This is a genomic window from Streptomyces sp. NPDC058534, assembly GCF_042717365.1.
GTDB lineage: Bacteria > Actinomycetota > Actinomycetes > Streptomycetales > Streptomycetaceae > Streptomyces.
Genome location: NZ_JBHXNW010000031.1, coordinates 14589 through 31183 on the forward strand (window position 1 = coordinate 14589; position 16595 = coordinate 31183).

The 16595-nt window shown below is 71.1% G+C and carries 16 protein-coding genes; 4 read left to right on the forward strand and 12 right to left on the reverse strand.

Going from position 1 to position 16595, the window contains the following annotated elements; translation table 11 throughout:
* Window positions 1-44 precede the first annotated feature (44 nt).
* The 12 genes from ACFWR9_RS20160 to ACFWR9_RS20215 are packed head-to-tail and all read right to left on the reverse strand — an operon-like array spanning window position 45 to window position 11151.
* Window positions 45-593: a hypothetical protein gene (locus ACFWR9_RS20160; protein ID WP_383843848.1), complete on the reverse strand. Its 549-nt coding sequence runs from the start codon at window positions 591-593 to the stop codon at window positions 45-47.
* A gap of 23 nt (window positions 594-616) precedes the next feature.
* Window positions 617-1267: a hypothetical protein gene (locus ACFWR9_RS20165; RefSeq protein ID WP_383843851.1), complete on the reverse strand. Its 651-nt coding sequence runs from the start codon at window positions 1265-1267 to the stop codon at window positions 617-619.
* A complete protein-coding gene (locus ACFWR9_RS20170) occupies window positions 1264-1779 on the reverse strand; it encodes a hypothetical protein (protein ID WP_383843854.1) in 516 nt (171 codons plus the stop codon). Before ACFWR9_RS20170 ends, ACFWR9_RS20165 begins: the two co-directional genes overlap by 4 nt.
* A complete protein-coding gene (locus ACFWR9_RS20175) occupies window positions 1776-3056 on the reverse strand; it encodes an MCE family protein (RefSeq protein ID WP_383843856.1) in 1281 nt (426 codons plus the stop codon). Before ACFWR9_RS20175 ends, ACFWR9_RS20170 begins: the two co-directional genes overlap by 4 nt.
* Window positions 3053-4192 carry an MCE family protein gene (locus ACFWR9_RS20180; protein WP_383843859.1) on the reverse strand — a complete coding sequence of 380 codons (1140 nt, stop codon included), beginning with the start codon at window positions 4190-4192 and terminating at the stop codon, window positions 3053-3055. Before ACFWR9_RS20180 ends, ACFWR9_RS20175 begins: the two co-directional genes overlap by 4 nt.
* Window positions 4189-5211 carry an MCE family protein gene (locus ACFWR9_RS20185; protein ID WP_383843862.1) on the reverse strand — a complete coding sequence of 341 codons (1023 nt, stop codon included), beginning with the start codon at window positions 5209-5211 and terminating at the stop codon, window positions 4189-4191. The genes ACFWR9_RS20180 and ACFWR9_RS20185 overlap by 4 nt, the downstream gene beginning before the upstream one ends.
* Window positions 5211-6251: an MCE family protein gene (locus tag ACFWR9_RS20190; RefSeq protein ID WP_383843865.1), complete on the reverse strand. Its 1041-nt coding sequence runs from the start codon at window positions 6249-6251 to the stop codon at window positions 5211-5213. The genes ACFWR9_RS20185 and ACFWR9_RS20190 overlap by 1 nt, the downstream gene beginning before the upstream one ends.
* On the reverse strand, window positions 6248-7312 hold the full coding sequence (locus tag ACFWR9_RS20195) for an MCE family protein (RefSeq protein ID WP_383843867.1): 1065 nt from the start codon (window positions 7310-7312) through the stop codon (window positions 6248-6250). Before ACFWR9_RS20195 ends, ACFWR9_RS20190 begins: the two co-directional genes overlap by 4 nt.
* Entirely contained in the window at window positions 7309-8565 is a 1257-nt protein-coding gene (locus ACFWR9_RS20200) for an MCE family protein (RefSeq protein WP_383843870.1), read from the reverse strand. Before ACFWR9_RS20200 ends, ACFWR9_RS20195 begins: the two co-directional genes overlap by 4 nt.
* A gap of 1 nt (window position 8566) precedes the next feature.
* Window positions 8567-9373 carry an MlaE family ABC transporter permease gene (locus ACFWR9_RS20205; protein WP_383843873.1) on the reverse strand — a complete coding sequence of 269 codons (807 nt, stop codon included), beginning with the start codon at window positions 9371-9373 and terminating at the stop codon, window positions 8567-8569.
* A 6-nt stretch (window positions 9374-9379) separates the two neighbouring features.
* A complete protein-coding gene (locus tag ACFWR9_RS20210) occupies window positions 9380-10144 on the reverse strand; it encodes an ABC transporter permease (protein ID WP_064727728.1) in 765 nt (254 codons plus the stop codon).
* A complete protein-coding gene (locus tag ACFWR9_RS20215; protein WP_383843876.1) occupies window positions 10141-11151 on the reverse strand; it encodes an ABC transporter ATP-binding protein in 1011 nt (336 codons plus the stop codon). Before ACFWR9_RS20215 ends, ACFWR9_RS20210 begins: the two co-directional genes overlap by 4 nt.
* 653 nt (window positions 11152-11804) lie before the next feature.
* On the opposite strand from ACFWR9_RS20215, the gene ACFWR9_RS20220 reads away from it, so the two are divergent.
* From ACFWR9_RS20220 to ACFWR9_RS20235, 4 genes are all read left to right on the forward strand, one after another.
* On the forward strand, window positions 11805-12446 hold the full coding sequence (locus ACFWR9_RS20220) for a hypothetical protein (protein WP_383843879.1): 642 nt from the start codon (window positions 11805-11807) through the stop codon (window positions 12444-12446).
* Window positions 12447-12570: 124 nt separating this feature from the next.
* Window positions 12571-14196 (forward strand): DUF6801 domain-containing protein, encoded by a 1626-nt coding sequence (locus ACFWR9_RS20225; protein ID WP_383843882.1) that lies wholly within the window; start codon window positions 12571-12573, stop codon window positions 14194-14196.
* A 54-nt stretch (window positions 14197-14250) separates the two neighbouring features.
* Window positions 14251-15192, forward strand: coding sequence for a hypothetical protein (locus ACFWR9_RS20230; RefSeq protein WP_383843885.1), 942 nt, complete (start codon window positions 14251-14253; stop codon window positions 15190-15192).
* Window positions 15193-15375: 183 nt separating this feature from the next.
* Window positions 15376-16587: a helix-turn-helix domain-containing protein gene (locus ACFWR9_RS20235; RefSeq protein ID WP_383843888.1), complete on the forward strand. Its 1212-nt coding sequence runs from the start codon at window positions 15376-15378 to the stop codon at window positions 16585-16587.
* Window positions 16588-16595: the final 8 nt, after the last annotated feature.

Consider the following 16595-nt stretch of genomic DNA (forward strand, 5'->3'; position numbering starts at 1 on the left):
GTGTCCTCCTCGCTGCGGCAGGCTTCTGCGGGTACGGGACCGGGTCAGCCGGCCGGTGTGCCGCCCACGGGTGCCTGGCCCAGGGCGCTCAGCTTCCACCGGCCGTCGGACCGGGTGAGTTCGCCGAGCATGCGGCTGTCCTTGTCGGACTTCGATCCGTTGGACGCCTTGACCGTGACGCGCAGGGCGACCAGCACACGCGCGCGGCCGGCGCGGTCGTCGAGTTCGGTGACGGCGCCCGAGAGCACCCGGGCCGTGCTGACCGTTTTCGCCTCCTTCACCTGATCGGTGAACTCGGCCCGGCCGGAGGCCAGTTGTTCGTGCAGTTCGCCGGTCGTCGACGACTCCCAGAGGTCCAGGCCCCGCTTCAGCTCGCGGTGGTCCAGCGTGTTGAGGTTCTGCACGGCCTGCTCCCCGGCGGTGAGGGCCGCGTCCCGCTGCGCGGCGTAGGCGGCCTGCTCGTCGTGGGCCGCCCCGTACCAGTCCTGGCCCGCCCACGCCGCGAAGCCGCCCGCGACGAGGGTGAGGGCGAGGGCCAGGGCCGGCAGCGGCCGGAGGCGGAGTGCGGTGCGGACGCGGACCGCGCGTTTCATGGGTACTCCCGTCTGCCGCATGTTCAGCGGGCCTTGAGGTCGACGATCCGCCAGCGGTCGTCCTGGAGCCGTGCGGTGACCGTGAGTTGGGCCGCGGCGGTGGTGGTCTCGCCCTTGCCCTTGCCGCGGTGGGAGGTCTGGTCGAGGAAGACCAGCAGGCGGGCCTGGTCGCCGTCGAGTTCGATCACTCCGGTGCGGACGGCCCGGGTGCTCAGGGTGACGCGCTGCTCGGTGAGGTCGTCGCGGACCCGGGCGAAGAGGGTTTCGTACTGGCGGGCGGCGCGGCCGTCGAGGACGGTGCGTGCGGAGCGCTCGGCGGCCGCGGTGCCGTCCGGTGTGTAGGAGAAGATCCGGGCGAGGGCGTTGCCCACGTCGCCGGCGACGCGGGAGGTGGCCTCGGTGTCGGTGAGCGCGTGGTTGCGGGCGGGCGCGGCCGACGTCACCTGGTGGGCCGCGTAGAAGAGGCCGCAGCCGCCGAGGACGAGGAGGGCGATGGTCCCGGTCGGCACGGCGCGCCGCAGGCGCCCGCCCGGCAGCCGGCCGGCGGGGGCGTCACCGGACGCGTCCGCGGGGTCCGTCTCCGGGGCCGGGTCCGTCTCCGGGGCCGGGTCCGCCTCCGTCTCCGTGCCGGGCTCCGGTGCACCGCCCCTGCGCAGCAGCCACGTAGGCGTCATCGCTCCTCGCCCTCCCTCTCCCCCTCGACCGGTACGGCGCTCAGCGCCCGCACCTTCCACTCCCCCTCGCCCGTGCGGGCCAGGACCGCCTCCAGGCGCTTGCGGTCGGTGGCCGGCTTCTTCGTCGTGGCGGGCGTGACCTCGACGCGGACCGTGGCGATGAGCTTGGCCGTGCCGGACCGGGTGTCGAGCGCGGTGACGGCGGCCTCGGTGACCGTGGCGCGCGCCGAGGCCCCCACGGCGGGCTCGGTGTCGCCGAGTTCCTTGCGCAGCGGCCCGGTGGAGACGGCGCGCCAGTCCCGGATGCTCCGCTCCGCCCGCTGCCGGGTGGAGGCGTCGAGCGTGGTGAGTACGGCGATGCCCTCGCGGCCGTCGGCGAGCGCCTCGTCCCGTTCCCGGCCGTACGCGAGCGAGTCGTCGGTGCGTGCCTGCGCGTACGTCCAGGCGCCGGTGGAGCAGACGCCGAGGGCCAGTGCGAGCGCCGCTCCGGTGAGGATCCGCGCCCGCCTCATCGCGTACCGCCGGTGGCCGGGGCGAGGAGAGGGGCCAGGTCGGACGGCGCCTCGCCGCTCTGTCCGGGCAGGGCGAGGGCGCCGGGGAGTGCCGAGCCACCGCCGCTCTTCGGGGTGCCGGCGCCGCCCGAGGGCAGGGAGCCGGGCCTGGCCGGATCGGGCACCGCGCCGCCCTTCGGGGCGTTCGCCGAGCCACGCACGTTCGACCCACTGGAGGCCGGGGCGGTGCAGGCCGCGTCGGTGTTGAGGGCGGGCGCGGTGCCGAGGTCGAGACCGTTGCGGTAGCGCGTGCCGCCGTATCCGTCGGTGCAGGGCAGGGGGGTGAAGAAGGTGACGGCCATGCCGAGGTTCAGCTTCCCTCCGTCGACGGCGGTGGCGCCGGCGGCGACCGCCGCCGGGTACTTCACGAGGAGTTCCTCGATGCCGCGCTGCCGGGTGACGGCGACTTCGGAGGTGGTGAGGAGGTTGGCGAGGACGACGCCCAGGCTCGGGTCCAGGTCCCGCAGCAGGCCGCTGACCTGGGTGGCGGCCTCGGGGGTGACCGCGAGGAGGCGGCGCAGGTCGGCGTCCGAGCCCTTGAGGGCGGCGGCCAGTTCCTCGGCCCCGACGGCGAAGTCGCGGATGGCCTCGGACTCCTGCGCCTGGGTGCGCAGGACGGTCTCGCCGTCGTTGATGAGCAGCGTGGTGGACGGCAGCGCCCGGTCGGCGGCCTCCACGAAGCCGCTGCCGCTGTCGAGCAGCACCTGGAGGTCGTCGCCGTGCCCCTCGAATGCCTTGCCGAACTCGTCCACGACGGTGCGCAGATCCTCCAGCGGGACGGCTCCCACGAGGTCGTCGACGCTGGTGAGGACGTCGGTGACGGGTGCGGGCACCTGGGTGTCGGCCTGTGCGACGCGGGCGCCGTCGGCGAGGTAGGGGGAGCCGTCGCTCTCGGGCCGCAGGTCGATGTACTGCTCGCCCACGGCGGAGAGCCCGGCGACCACGGCCTTGGTGTCGGCGGGGATGCGGGGGGCGGACTTCTTGATGCGCAGTTCGGCGACGACGCCCTCTGCGGTGAGGTCGATCGGGCCGACGCGGCCCACCGAGACGCCCCGGTAGGTGACGTCGGAGTGGGTGAACAGGCCGCCGGTGCGCGGGAGTTGTACGTCGACGGTGTAGTAGTCGGCGACGCCCACGTACCGGCCGAGATCGGCGTAGCGGATGCCGAGGTAGGAGAGGGCGAGGACGGCGACGATGAGGAAGGCGAGGTTCTTCAGCCGTACGGCGAGGGTGATCACCCGCGCTCACCTCCTCCGGGCTCGGACACCGAGGGCAGCGGCAGGGGCGAGGAGGTCTGCTTCCTCGCCGGGGTGCCCTCGGGCACGATCGGCGGGATCACCTGGGTCCCGGGCACGGCGACCATGCTCAGGTACGTGTTGAGGTAGTCGCCCTTCACCCCGCGCAGCACCTCGTCGGTGAACGGGTACGTCAGCAGCACCTGGAGCGAGTCGGGCAGGTCGGTGCCCGCGTCGGCGAGCGCCTTCAGCGTCGGCGCGACGGCCTTGAGGTCGGCGATCATGTCGTCCTTGCTCGCGTTGATCGTGGAGACGGCGACGCCGGAGAGCGTGTCGAGGGAGCGCAGCATGGTCAGCAGTGAGCCGCGCTGCTTCTCCAGCGTCTTCAGCCCGGGCGAGAGGCCGGTGAGGACGGTGCCGACGTCCTCCTTGCGGGTGGCGAGGGTGGAGGAGAGCCGGTTGACGGCGTCGAGGGCGTCGGTGATGTCCCCCCGGTGGTCGTCGAGGTCGCTCACCAGGGTGTTGACCCGCTTGAGCATGGAGCGGACCTCGGGTTCGCGGCCGCCGAGCGCCGCGCCCAGTTCCCGGGTGATGGTCTTGAGCTGGCTGACGCCGCCGCCGTTGAGGAGCAGGGACAGCGCGCCGAACACCTCCTCGACCTCGGTGTTGCGGCTGGTGCGGGCCAGCGGAATGACGCTTCCGTCCGCCAGGGGGCCGGCTCCGGTCTCCTTGGCGGGTGCGACGAGCTGGATGTACTTCTCTCCCAGCAGGCTGGACTGTTCGAGCCGTGCGGTGGTGTCGGCGGGCAGCCGCACCTCGCCGTTGATCTCCATGGTGACGCGCGCCGACCAGTCGTTCTCGCCGAGTTCGATGCCGGTGACCCGGCCGACGGCGACGTCGTTGACGCGTACCGCGGAGTGCGGGACCAGGCTGAGCACGTCCTGGAGTTCCGCGGTGACGGTGCGGGGGTGGTCGCCGAGGTCGGCGCCGCCGGGCAGCGGCAGGTCGTCGATGCCCCCGAAGCCGCTCGGCACGACGGTGATCCCGCCGAGGGCCAGGGCGAAGCCGAGACCGAGGGCGATCAGTCCGCCCGCGGTCAGGCCGGCGGCCCGGCCGGCGGCGAGGGTGCCGCGCTTCATCGGCCGTCTCCCTTCTTCCCGTCGGTCGCGCCCGCCACGGGCAGCGGCAGCAGGGGGCCGCCGATGCTGATCTCGTTGAGGTTGGCGCGGCCGTCGAGGGTGCGGGTGTCGGGGTTGTAGGCGTTCACGACGTTGCCCGCGGCCAGTGGTGCCACGTCCAGCGCCTCGGCCAGCGAGGCCCGTTGTTCGACCAGGGTCCGGGTGATGGGGACGAGCCGGTCGACGTTCTTCTTCAGCTCGCCCCGGTTGTCCTCGATGAAGGTCTTGACCTGGCCGAGGGCTTTGCCGAGTTCCTCCAGCGCACCGGTGAGGTCGTCCTTGTTGTCGGCGAAGAAGCTGACGACCTCGTCCAGGCGTTCCTGGGCGGTGCGCACGTCGGTGTCCTTGTTCTTCAGCATGGTGGTGAAGGTCTGGAGGCTGCCGAGGGTCTTGAACAGGTCGCCGCTGCTGCCGTCGAGGGTCTTGGCCGCCTTGCCGAACTCCTCGACGCCGTCGCCGATGGCCTCGCCGTTGCCGTCGAGGTTGGCGGCGCCGGTGCGAAGGAGTTCGGACAGGGCGCCCTCGGAGTTGGCGCCGTCCGGGCCGAGGGCGTCGCCGAGTTCGGTGATGGAGTCGTAGATCTGGTCGATCTCGACGGGGACGTGGTTGCGGGAGGCGGGCAGTACGGCGCCGTCGGCGAGGGCGGGGCCCGTGTCGTAGGCGGGGGTGAGCTGGACGTAGCGGTCGGAGACGACGCTCGGTGCGACGACGACGGCCCGCGCGCCCTTCGGGACCCGCACCCCCTCGTCCAGGCGGAGGCCGACGCGGACCGTGGTGCCCTGCGGCCGCACCGACTCGACCTCGCCGACCCGGACGCCGAGGACGCGCAGGTCGGATCCGGCGTAGACGCCGATGGTGCGGTCGAAGTAGGCGGTGACGCGGGTGCCGTCGGCGTCGAGGGCGCGGACGGTGACCAGGCCGCCGGCCAGGAGCACCGCGAAGGCGAGCAGACCGGTGAGGATCTTTCGGCGTCGGTTCATCACTCACCGCTCCCCTGGGCCGCGGCCGGCTGTTTCGGCGGCAGGCATCCGGTCTCGGGCCGGGAGGTCTCGGGCAGGTAGTCGCGGGGCACGACTCCGCACAGGTAGCTGTCGAACCAGCGGCCGTTGCCGAGGGTGTTGCCGACCAGGCGGTAGTACGGGCCGACCAGCGCGAGGGTCTTGCCGAGCTGGGTGTTGTTCTTCTCCAGGACCGCGGTGACGCGGCCGAGCGCCTTGAGGGTCGGGCCGAGTTGCTTCTCGTTGTCCTTGACGAGGCCGCCGAGTTCGATGCCGAGGTCCTGGCTGCCCTTGAGCAGGGCGCTGATGGCGGCGCGGCGGTCCCGCAGTTCGCCGAGGAGTGAGCCGCCGTCCTCGATGAGGGTCTCGAAGCTGGACTTCTTGTTCTCCAGTGTCTTGCTGAACTTGGCGCTGCCCTTGAGGAGTTCGGACAGTTCGGTGTCGCGCTTGGAGACGGAGCGGGACAGGTCGGACAGGCCGGTGGCGGCCTTGCGCACGTGGGGCGGGGAGTCGGCGAAGGTGTCGGAGATGGTCTCGAAGCTCTCCGCGAGCTTCCGGGTGTCGATGTCGTCGACGGTGCCGCTGAGGTCCTGGAACGCCTGGGTCACGTCGTACGGGGAGGTGGTGCGGGTCAGGGGGATGCGGCGGCCGGGGTCCTGCCGGCCGGCGCCGAGCGGGTCGAGCGCCAGGTACTTGTCGCCGAGGACGGTCTTGATGGCGATGGCGGCCGTCGTCCGGTCGCCGAGCCAGGCGTCCTCGACCTCGAAGGTGACCTTCACCTTGGGCCCGTCGAGCGCGACGCCGGTGACCTTGCCGACCTTGACGCCCGCGATGCGCACCTCGTCGCCCTCGTCCAGGCCCGCCGCCTCGGAGAAGTCGGCGCTGTAGGAGGTGGAGCCGCCCAGCGGCAGCCGGTCCACGTTGTAGACGAGGACGGCGATCACGGCGAGGACGAGCAGCCCGACGAGGCCCACGGCGACGGGGTTGCGTTCCTTGACGGGCTTGATGTGCGGGCGCCTCATCCGCGGCACCTCGATTCGGTGATCGCGATACCGGTCGGCGGTTCGGAGCCGTCGGAGGTGGTCACTCCGCTCACGCGGGCCTCGCAGAGGTAGAGGTTGAACCACGATCCGTAGGAGGAGAGGCGCGTCAGGGCGGTCATCTTGGCGGGGGTCCGTTCGAGGAAGTCCTCGATCTGCGGGGTGTGCTCGCCGAGGTTCGTCGAGAGCCGGCCCAGTTCGCGGATGTCCTTCTTGAGGGGCTCCCGTCCGTCCTCGAGGAGGCCGGCGGTGACGGTGGTGAGTTCGCCCATGGCGGTGACGGCCTTGCCCAGGGGTTTGCGGTCCTCGTTGAAGCCGGTGACGAGCTGCTGGAGGGTGACGACGAGGTCGTCGAAGCTGTCCTCGCGGTCGTTGAGGGTGTCGAGGACGGTGGTGAGGTTCTGGACGACCTGGCCGATCACCTTGTCCTTGGCGGCGACGGTCGTACCGAGCGAGCCGATGTGGCGGAGCAGGCTGTCGACGGTGGCGCCCTCGCCCTGGAGCACCTGCACGATCGATCCGGCGAGTTCGTTGACGTCCTTCGGGGAGAGTCCCTCGAACAGCGGCTTGAAGCCGTTGAAGAGCAGGGTCAGGTCGAGCGCGGGCGCGGTGCGGTCGAGCGGGACCGTGCCGCCCTCCGGGAGGGTGCCGGTGAGGTCGCCGCTGCCGCGGCCGAGGGCGACGTAGCGCTGGCCGACCATGTTGAGGTACTTCACGGCGGCGGTGGTCGACCGGGGCAGCGTGCGGTCCTCGCGGACGGTGAAGGTGACCTGGGCGGTGCGCCGGTGCACGACGCGTACGTCGGTCACCTCGCCGACCGTCACACCGGAGATCCGCACGCTGTCGCCGTCCATGAGCCCGGTGACGTCGGTGAACAGGGCCTTGTAGGTCCTGCTGCCGGTGCCGGAGCCGGCACCGCTGCCGGCGACGCCGAGGCCGAGCACGGTCGTGGCGAGGGCGGTGACCACCACGAAGACGAGGGACTTGAGCAGCGGCCCGGTCAGCGGGCGGCGCCGGGTGTGCGCGTTCTCGGCCCCGGTCATCCGAGTGTCACCTCCGTACCGCGGTAGACGGGGCCGACCAGCAGGCTGCTCCAGTCGGGCAGGTCTTTCGGGCTCTTGCCGGCGGCGGGGGCGAGGAGTTCGTTGACGAGGTCGTTCTCGGACGGGGAGTTGGCGGGCCCGAGGTCCTGCTCCGCCGCCGCGGAGGCGGTCCGCGCGGTGGGCCGGGGCAGTGAGCCGACGTACGGCACGGAGGGGCAGCGGGGGCCGCCGCCGGAGTCGTACACCGGGGTGTCGCGGCCGGGGCGGTAGGCGCCGCGCGAGGGGACGGTGGTGACGTCGACGTGGATGCCGGGCCGGTCGGTGCCCTTGCCGAGCGCCTTGTCCATGGCCGGGACGAACTCGGCGAGGGCGCGCAGGGTGCAGGGGAAGGCCGAGGAGTACTCGGCGAGCAGTTCCAGGGTCGGCCTGCTCGTGGCGCTGAGCCGGATGATGTTGTCCCGGTTCTTGCGCAGGAAGGCGGTCACGTCCTCGGACGTCCGGGTGGTGGCGCCGAGGGTGGCGGCGAGTTCGGCCTCCTGCTCGGCGAGGGTGCCGCTGGTGGTGGTGAAGTCGGTGAGCGCCGTGATGATGTCGGGCGCGGCGTCCGCGTAGACGTGGCTGACCTTCACGAGTTCCTTGAGGTCCCGGTTGAGGGCGGGCAGGTTGGGGTTGAACTCCTCCAGGTGCTCGTCCAGCAGGCTCAGCGTCTCGCCGAGCCGCTCCCCACGCCCTTCCAGGGCCTGCGAGACGGCCGACAGGGTCGCGGCGAGCTTCTGCGGCTGGACGGCGGTGAGCATCGGCAGGACGTTGTCGAGCACCTGCTGCAGCTCGATGGCGTTCGCGGAGCGGTCCTGGGGGACGACGGCTCCGGCGGCCAGGGGCTCGGCCGAGGGGTTCTCTGGCGGTACGAGGGCCACGAACCGCTCGCCGAACAGGGTGGTCGGCAGCATCTGCGCGCGCACGTCGGACGGTACGTGGTCCAGCGAGCCGGGCTTCATGGCGAGGGTGAGCCGGGCCCCGGCACCGGTGGCGTCGATGGCGCGGACCTCGCCGACGACGACGCCGCGCAGTTTGACCTCGGCGCCCGGGTGCATCTGGTTGCCGGCGCTGCCGGTCTCGACGACCACCGGATCGGAGTCGGTGAACTCCTTGTCGTAGACGGCGACGGCCAGCCAGATCAGCAGGGCGGGCACCAGCAGGAACACCACCCCGGCGGACCGGTGGCCCAGCGTCTTTCCCCGCGGTCCGCTCATGTCACCCCGCCACCTTCACGGTCGTGGTCGCGCCCCACAGGGCCAGCGACAGGAAGAAGTCGGTGACGCTGATCAGCACGATGGCGTTGCGCACGGACCGGCCGACGGCGACGCCGACGCCGGCGGGGCCGCCCGAGGCGCGGTAGCCGTAGTAGCAGTGGGCGACGATCACCATCACGCTGAAGATCAGCACCTTCAGTACGGAGAGCAGCACGTCCGTCGGGGAGAGGAAGAGGTTGAAGTAGTGGTCGTAGGTGCCGCGTGACTGCCCGTTGAACAGGACGGTCACGTAGCGGGAGGCGAGGAAGGAGGAGAGCAGCCCGATCGCGTAGAGCGGGACGATGGCGACCACGCCGGCGATGATGCGGGTGGTGACGAGGTAGGGCATGGAGCGGATGCCCATGCCCTCCAGGGCGTCGACCTCCTCGTTGATGCGCATGGCGCCGAGCTGGGCGGTGAAGCCGGCTCCGACGGTCGCGGAGAGGGCGAGTCCGGCGACGAGGGGGGCGATCTCCCGGGTGTTGAAGTAGGCGGAGACGAATCCGGTGAACGCGGCGGTGCCGATCTGGTCGAGGGCCGCGTAGCCCTGGAGTCCGACGACGGTCCCGGTGAAGAGCGTCATCGCGATCATCACGCCGATGGTGCCGCCGATGACGCCGAGGCCGCCGGAGCCGAAGGCCACCTCGGCGAGGAGGCGCTGCACCTCCTTGAGGTAGCGGCGCAGGGTCCGCGGTATCCACAGCAGTGCCCGTACGTAGAACAGCAGTTGGTCGCCGGACCGGTCGAGCCAGGCGAGCGGGGAGGCCATCGGAGCTCAGCCTCCCTTCGGCGGGACGATCTGGAGGTAGACGGCCGTCATCACCATGTTGACGAAGAAGAGCAGGAGGAAGGTGATGACGACGGACTGGTTGACGGCGTCGCCGACGCCCTTCGGGCCGCCGCGCGGGTTGAGGCCGCGGTAGGCGGCGACGATGCCCGCGATGAACCCGAAGACCAGCGCCTTGAGTTCGCTGACGTACAGGTCGGGCAGCTGGGCGAGGGCGGAGAAGCTGGAGAGGTAGGCGCCGGGGGTGCCGCCCTGCATGACGACGTTGAAGAAGTAGCCGCCGAGGATGCCGACGACGGAGACCAGGCCGTTGAGCAGGACCGCCACCCCCATGGCGGCCAGGACCCGGGGCACGACGAGTCGCTGCACCGGTGAGACGCCCATGACCTCCATGGCGTCGAGTTCCTCGCGGATCTTGCGGGAGCCGAGGTCGGCGCAGATGGCCGAGCCGCCGGCGCCGGCGATCAGCAGGGCCACGATGAGCGGGCTCGCCTGCTGGACGACGGCGAGGACGCTGGCGCCCCCGGTGAACGACTGGGCTCCCAGCTGCTCGGTGAGCGAGCCGACCTGGAGGGCGATGACGGCGCCGAAGGGTATCGACACGAGGGCGGCGGGCAGGATGGTCACACTCGCGACGAACCAGAACTGTTCGACGAACTCGCGGAACTGGAAGGGTCTTCGGAAGACGGCCCGGACGACCTCGGCGGCGAGCGCGAAGAGCCGGCCGGTCTGCCGCAGCGCGCCGGTGATCACGCGCCGCTCCCGGCGGCGGGCATCGGCAGGGTGGCCGCCTCGGAGTTCTTCGCGTAGGTCTCCCGGATGGCGGAACGCGCGGCGGACGGCAGCGAGTCGATCATGCCCATGACACGCTCACGCCGTCGGGCGACGGCCTTGCGCGGCGGCAGGCCGGGCGACGGTTCCAGCTGCGGGACGATCACCCGGGGTGCGGCGGGGACGGCGGAGACGGCGCCCGCCTCGGCGGCGAGCGTGGCCGCGTCCTTCTCCTCGGACATCCCGATGGGGCCCTCGCGCCGGCCGCCGAGGAACTGGGACACGACCGGTTCGTCGCTGGTGAGCAGCACCTCGCGCGGGCCGAAGGTGACCAGTTCGCGCAGGAAGAGCATCCCCATGTTGTCGGGGACGGTGGCGGCGATGTCGAGGTTGTGGGTGACGATCAGCATCGTCGCGTCGAGCTGCGCGTTCAGGTCGATCAGCAGTTGGGAGACGTAGGCGGTGCGGACCGGGTCGAGCCCGGAGTCCGGTTCGTCGCACAGGATGATCTGCGGGTCGAGGACGAGCGCGCGGGCCAGTCCGGCCCGCTTGCGCATGCCTCCGCTGATCTCCCCGGGGAGCTTTCCCTCCGCGCCAAGGAGTCCGACGACCTCGATCCGCTCCATGACGATGCGACGGATCTCGGACTCCTTCTTGCGGGTGTGTTCGCGCAGCGGGAAGGCGATGTTGTCGAAAAGGGACATGGACCCGAAGAGGGCTCCGTCCTGGAACATGAGACCGAACAGTTTCCGGGTCTCGTAGATGTCTCGTTCCGGACTGTTCACCATGTCCACTCCGTTGATGAGGACACGGCCCTTCTCGGGTTTGAGCAGCCCTATGAGCGACTTCAGGAAAACGGTCTTACCAGTTCCGGACGGGCCCAGCATCACGCTGACCTCTCCGGCCGGAAGAGTGAGTGAAACGTCCCGCCAGATGCTCTGCTTACCGAAGGACTTGGTCAGACCCTCGACCACTACTTCGATTCCCATATCACCTCCAGCGGACGTCAATCGGATACGCGCTGCGGGCGCACGTTAATTCGGCGCGGAGCGCACTGACAACGGGTCGGCACCGGATCTTCGGCAGGCCTGCCGAACTTGTCACCGCGCAGACAATACGGCGGCGCCGGACTTGTCTCCGGGGAGACAGGGCAGGGTCGCGCGGGTCCGGGGGGTGTGGCCCCGCGGGACCCTGCCGACGGACACCCGAGCCCGATGGAGGGTGGGCCGAAAAGTGTCCGTCATGGCTCCGGCCGACGGGGGCCACCGACCTGGAACCGAGCACCACACCGGCACGTTACGGCCGAGTAACCTCGGCGGGCAACACCGGAATCGGAGTTTTCCGGGATGCCGACTTCAGCCATCGGGAACCTGTCAGGCAGGACACAAAAACCTCTCGGAAACTTGTCGGCCGGTGAGCATCAGGACCCGATGGGAGCGACACCGCTGTGAACAGCCCGGACGCCGTTCACATTTCCCGGACTTGGCGTCACGTGAGCAAGGAGAACCGCGGATCACTCACCCCGGAAACAGGTGGTCCCACTTTTAAAAGAATCATGGACTACCGCATTGTTCGGCTAAGTTTCCCGCGAGTAACGTCAGGCCCGTCTTCGCCGGTCAACCCTCAAGGAGAGTCCCGAGCCATGAAGAAGAACACGAGAAGGTCGGCCATCGTGGTCTGCGCGGCAGCGTCGGCGCTGGGCCTCGCCGTCGGCCCGTCCTCGGCGGTGCCCTCCACGGTGTGGACCGTCACCCCCTCGCCGGCCGCGTTCAAGGCCACGAACGCCGGCAACATCGTGCTGACCGCCACGATCCCGATGACCTGCACGGTCTCGGGAGCGGAGGGCTCGATGAACAGCACCACCGGCAACCCCGGGGACGTCGCCGACATCACCACGATGACCTTCGGCTCGTCCGCCTCACCGTGTACCAGTGTCCTGGGCAACGTCACCACCACCTCGGTCACCCCCTGGGACGTCGTCGCGGTGGACTACAACGCCTCGACGGGCGTCACCACGGGCCACGTCGGCAACGTCAAGGCGCAGGTCACCGCCGGCGCCTGCAAGTTCACGGTGGTGGGCAAGGCCTCGGCCACCTACACCAACTCCACCGGCGTCCTGGCGGTCAACAGCGCCGTCGGCGACCTGACGGTCAGCAGCAGCCCGGCGCCGGTCAACTGCGGCGCCGTGGTCACGACGGCCACCAAGCCCACCTTCAAGGGCAACTACGCCGTCAAGGTGAAGAGCACCAACGCCATACCGACGATCGTCGGCTCCAACCCGTAGCCCACCGCCCCTCACGTGCGCCCGGCCGGCACCCCGGCCGGGCGTTCGCGGGCCCGAGCCGCCCGACCGTACCCGACCGTGCCCGACCCTGCCCACGCTGCCCGAGCCATCCGAGCGGAGTCGCATGAAAGCCCAACGAGCCGCCGCACCCCGGCCGCCCCGGGTCCGCGCCCGGACCACGTCGATCGCCGCGTTCGTCGTGCTCGCCGCCCTGATCCCGACCACGGCCTCCGCCTCGGGCACCCAGGAGATCGAGGTCGAACTCCCCTACGTCTGCACCCTCCCGTCGGGTCAACTGCCCGCGACGGTACGGGTCTCGGCGGAGTTCCCGGAACGGGCCGGGGCGGGCGAGGCGTTCTCGCCGTCCGGCGTCACCACCGCCGTCCAGCTCCCGGCGGAGGCCGTCGCGGACCTCACCGCGCGCGGCGCGGCCGAGGTACGGGCGGCGACCCGGCTGGAGGTGGGCGTCGCCCAGAACGCGGCCACGGCGAAGGCGACCTGGCGGGGCGGCGCGGAGCCCGTCGCGCTGCCCGAGTCGGGGCCGCTGACGCTGGTTTCGAAGGGCGACGTCCCCTCGGTGGCCGGACGGAGCGACGGAGACCTGACGTTCTCCGCCGGCACCCTCTCGATCGACCTGGCACTCGACGCTGCGGACCCGGCCACCGCGAACCCTGCGGCCACGCGGCCCGCCGCCAACGGGCCCGGCTCGCTCACCGTCGGCTGCGCCCTCGCCGAGGACGCGCCCGGCCAGGGGCTGCTGGCCACCGTACCTGTCGACGCGGGCGGTTCGCCGAGCCCGGGCGGTTCGCCGTCCCCGTCCGGTCCGGACGGGGCCTCCCGGAGCCCGGACCGGGAAGCGCGGGGGCAGGGACAGCAGGAGGAGCGGCAGGGAGACCGGTCGCCGGAGGTGCTGGAGACCGTGCCCGGCGCCGCCGCGGACCGCGACGACGTACCGCCGTGCCGCTACGACGAGCAGCACCCGCCCACGGACGTGTCGCTCGACGCCTACGTCACCGGCTACGCCAACGTGAACAAGATGAAGGGCGCCGCGTACCTCCCGCCGTCCTGCCTGCTGATCGAACAGGGGCTCCCCGTGAACGGCCCCCCCGACCCGGAACACATCATCTTCGACACCGTGTCGTACGCGAACTTCCACTACCAGGAGCGCAAGCAGACACCGCCGTTCCAGAGCACCTTCCTGTCCTTCGACTTCGCCCCGGTGAAAGCCACCATGGTGCTGGAGCAGACGGGCCCCATCAGGATCGACTCGCGCATCAAGCTGCGTCTCTCCGACTTCACCACGGTCACGGACACCTACGTCCGGGCGCCGCTGGTCCTGCACGTGACCCACCTGGAGGTCAACGGGACGCCCCTGGACGTCGGTTCCGGCTGCCGGACCGAGACGTCCCTCACCTCCGTCGACCCGGATCCGGCCAACCATCCCGGTGACCACCTGGTGCTCTACGGCCGGGGGGAGCAGATCCTCGGCCAGGATGCCACCGGTTACCTGCTACTCAGCGGCGGCGCGCTGTCCGGCGAGACGAGCATCCCGGCCTTCACCGGCTGCGGCACGGACGGCGAGGACCTCGACCGTCTGCTCACCGCCTCCGTCTCCGGTCCCGGCAACCACGTCAAGCAGGTCCAGGGCCAGACGTGCGCGATCGCCGCCCCGGTGTTCCCGACCCCCGAGACCCCGGGCCAGTGCACGGAAGACCTCCAGCCCTACGAGATCCCCGTCGCCGAGCGCTGAGCCCGCCTGTCCCTCCCACCTCCCCCCTCCCCACCTCCACGGAAGGCCACCACCATGCGTCCGACCTCCACCCGCACCCGACTCGCCACCGTGTCCGCGCTGACCGCCCTCGGCGCCTTCGCCTCCCTGGGCACGGCGACCGCCGCCGGCCCCACGCTGAACGGCGAGTGGGCCCCCTTCACCCGCTGCCCCGTCGACGCCCCGGCGATGCTGGCCGCCGACGGCTTCGAGAAGACCCCGCAGTGCGTCGTGTCCACCTCCGCCGGCGGCTCGATCAAACTGGGCAACACCACCGTGGTCACGGGCCGGACCAACCTCCAGATCGGCGTCGTACAGAACGCGGACGGCACCAGCAGCGTGGCCGCCCCGGCCTCCGGCGCGCTGGTCGCCGAACCCGCCGCCGTGCCCGGCGGACTGCTCGGCCTGATGTGTCCGAGCGACATATTCGTGATCACGGGCATCTGCGAGTCGCTGGAGAACTCCAGCCTCAACAAGATCACCGCGACCATGGAGTCCGTCGGCGCGCCCTACGCCTTCGACCAGACCGCGGGCGTCCTCACCGACATGCCGATCGTCGCCCTGCCGGTCCGCATCCACCTGGAGAACCCGCTCCTCGGCGACAAGTGCTACATCGGAACCGCCGCCGACCCGATCGTCCTGCGGCCGGAGAACCGCACCTACCCGGAGTTCGGGATGACCTTCTTCCAGGGTGACGGCACCGTCGACGCGGCCGGCGAGATGAGCCGGATCAACCTCACCGGCGCCACCCAGAACGACAGCACCTTCGCGGTGCCCGGCGCCACCGGCTGCGGCCTGAACGTCGGCCTGATCAACGCGGCGGTCAACGCGAAGACCGGACTGCCCTCCGCCGCCGGGAACAACAGCCTGACCCTCGCCAACACGCAGACCCATCTCACGGGCCTCAACGCGCCCGGGACCGTCGTCCCCGACGCCGGCCGGGTACTGGCTGAGAACTGGCACTCCGCCGTCAAGTAACGGCCACGAGCCCACACAACAGTGGCACGATTGCTCCCCAAGAGATGTACATCACAACGAAGTTGATTTACCGTCGGCTTGCCAAGCCGGTGAACGCCTGGTGGACCGGCCCAGGTTCCGCCCCACGCGAACGGAGCCCGGCCGGCCACCCCACCGGACATGTCGCAGAGCAAGGGAACACTCATGCCCTCCATCGCGCGTCCTTCGGTGCTCGGTGAACCGCTCGACCCCCTTCCCAAGAAGTTCGCGGCCTTCATGCGACCGCTGCTCCCGGGGCTGCTGAACGAGATACGCATCGAGGTCACCCGCAGCTACCCGGTGTACGGCAGGCTGCTCAACGGCCCGGACGGGGACGCGATCCGCCAGGGGGTCGAGCAGGCGCTGACCGCCTTCGTGGACCGGGTCGACAACCCCGGCAGCAGCTCGGAGCTGCGGGACGAACTGCTGCGCAGGTTCGGCCGGGTGGAGGCCTACGAGGGCCGCGACCTGGAGGTCCTGCGAGGCGCCTACCGGCTCGGCGCCCGCATCGCACTGCGCCGGGCCAAGACCCTGGGACGGCAGTACAGCCTCTCCCCCGCGCTGATCCTCGCCTTCGCCGACGCCCTCTTCGCCTACGTCGAGGAGCTGGAGGCGATCACCCGCGAGGGATACGCGGAGGTGCGGGAGCGGGCGGCCTCGGAGGAGTCCGCGTTACGAAGACAGTTACTGCACTTCCTGCTGACCGCCTCGCCGCTGCCCCGCACGACCATCTCGGAACTGTGCAAGGCCGCCGCCTGGGAGCTGCCCCGGTCGTGTTTCCTCGTCGCCCTGGACCATCCGGCGCCGGAACACATCCAGGCGGCGCTCGACCGGGACGTCCTCACCGACCTGGACATTCCGCAGCCGCACCTGCTCGTCCCCGGGGACCTCACCCCCGCCCGCCTCGACATGCTCCGTACGGCCCTGGCCGGCGCCCGCGCCGCGCTGGGCCTGACCGTACCGATCGCGCAGGCCGCCGACTCCGTCCGCTGGGCCCGCCGTGTGCTGCAGCTCGTTGACGACGATGTCATACCCGACGTTCCGCTGATCCGCTGCGAGGATCACCTGACGACCCTGTGGCTGCTGTCCGACTCCGCCCTCGTCGACCGGATCGCGGCGCGTGAACTGGCCCCGCTCGACGAGCTGCCCGCCAGACGGCGCGACCGGCTCGTGGAGACCCTCCGCGTCCACGTATCCACCCGGGCACCGGCGGAGCAGGTCGGCGAGGTGCTGGGCGTGCACGCCCAGACCGTCCGCTACCGCCTGCGGACGCTGGACGCCCACCTGGGCGACCGGCTCGCCGACCCCGACCACCGTTTCGCCCTCGAGGTGGCCCTCCGCTCGCTGCACCTGCGCGGCCACGACGGCACGGAGTGATCCCCGAG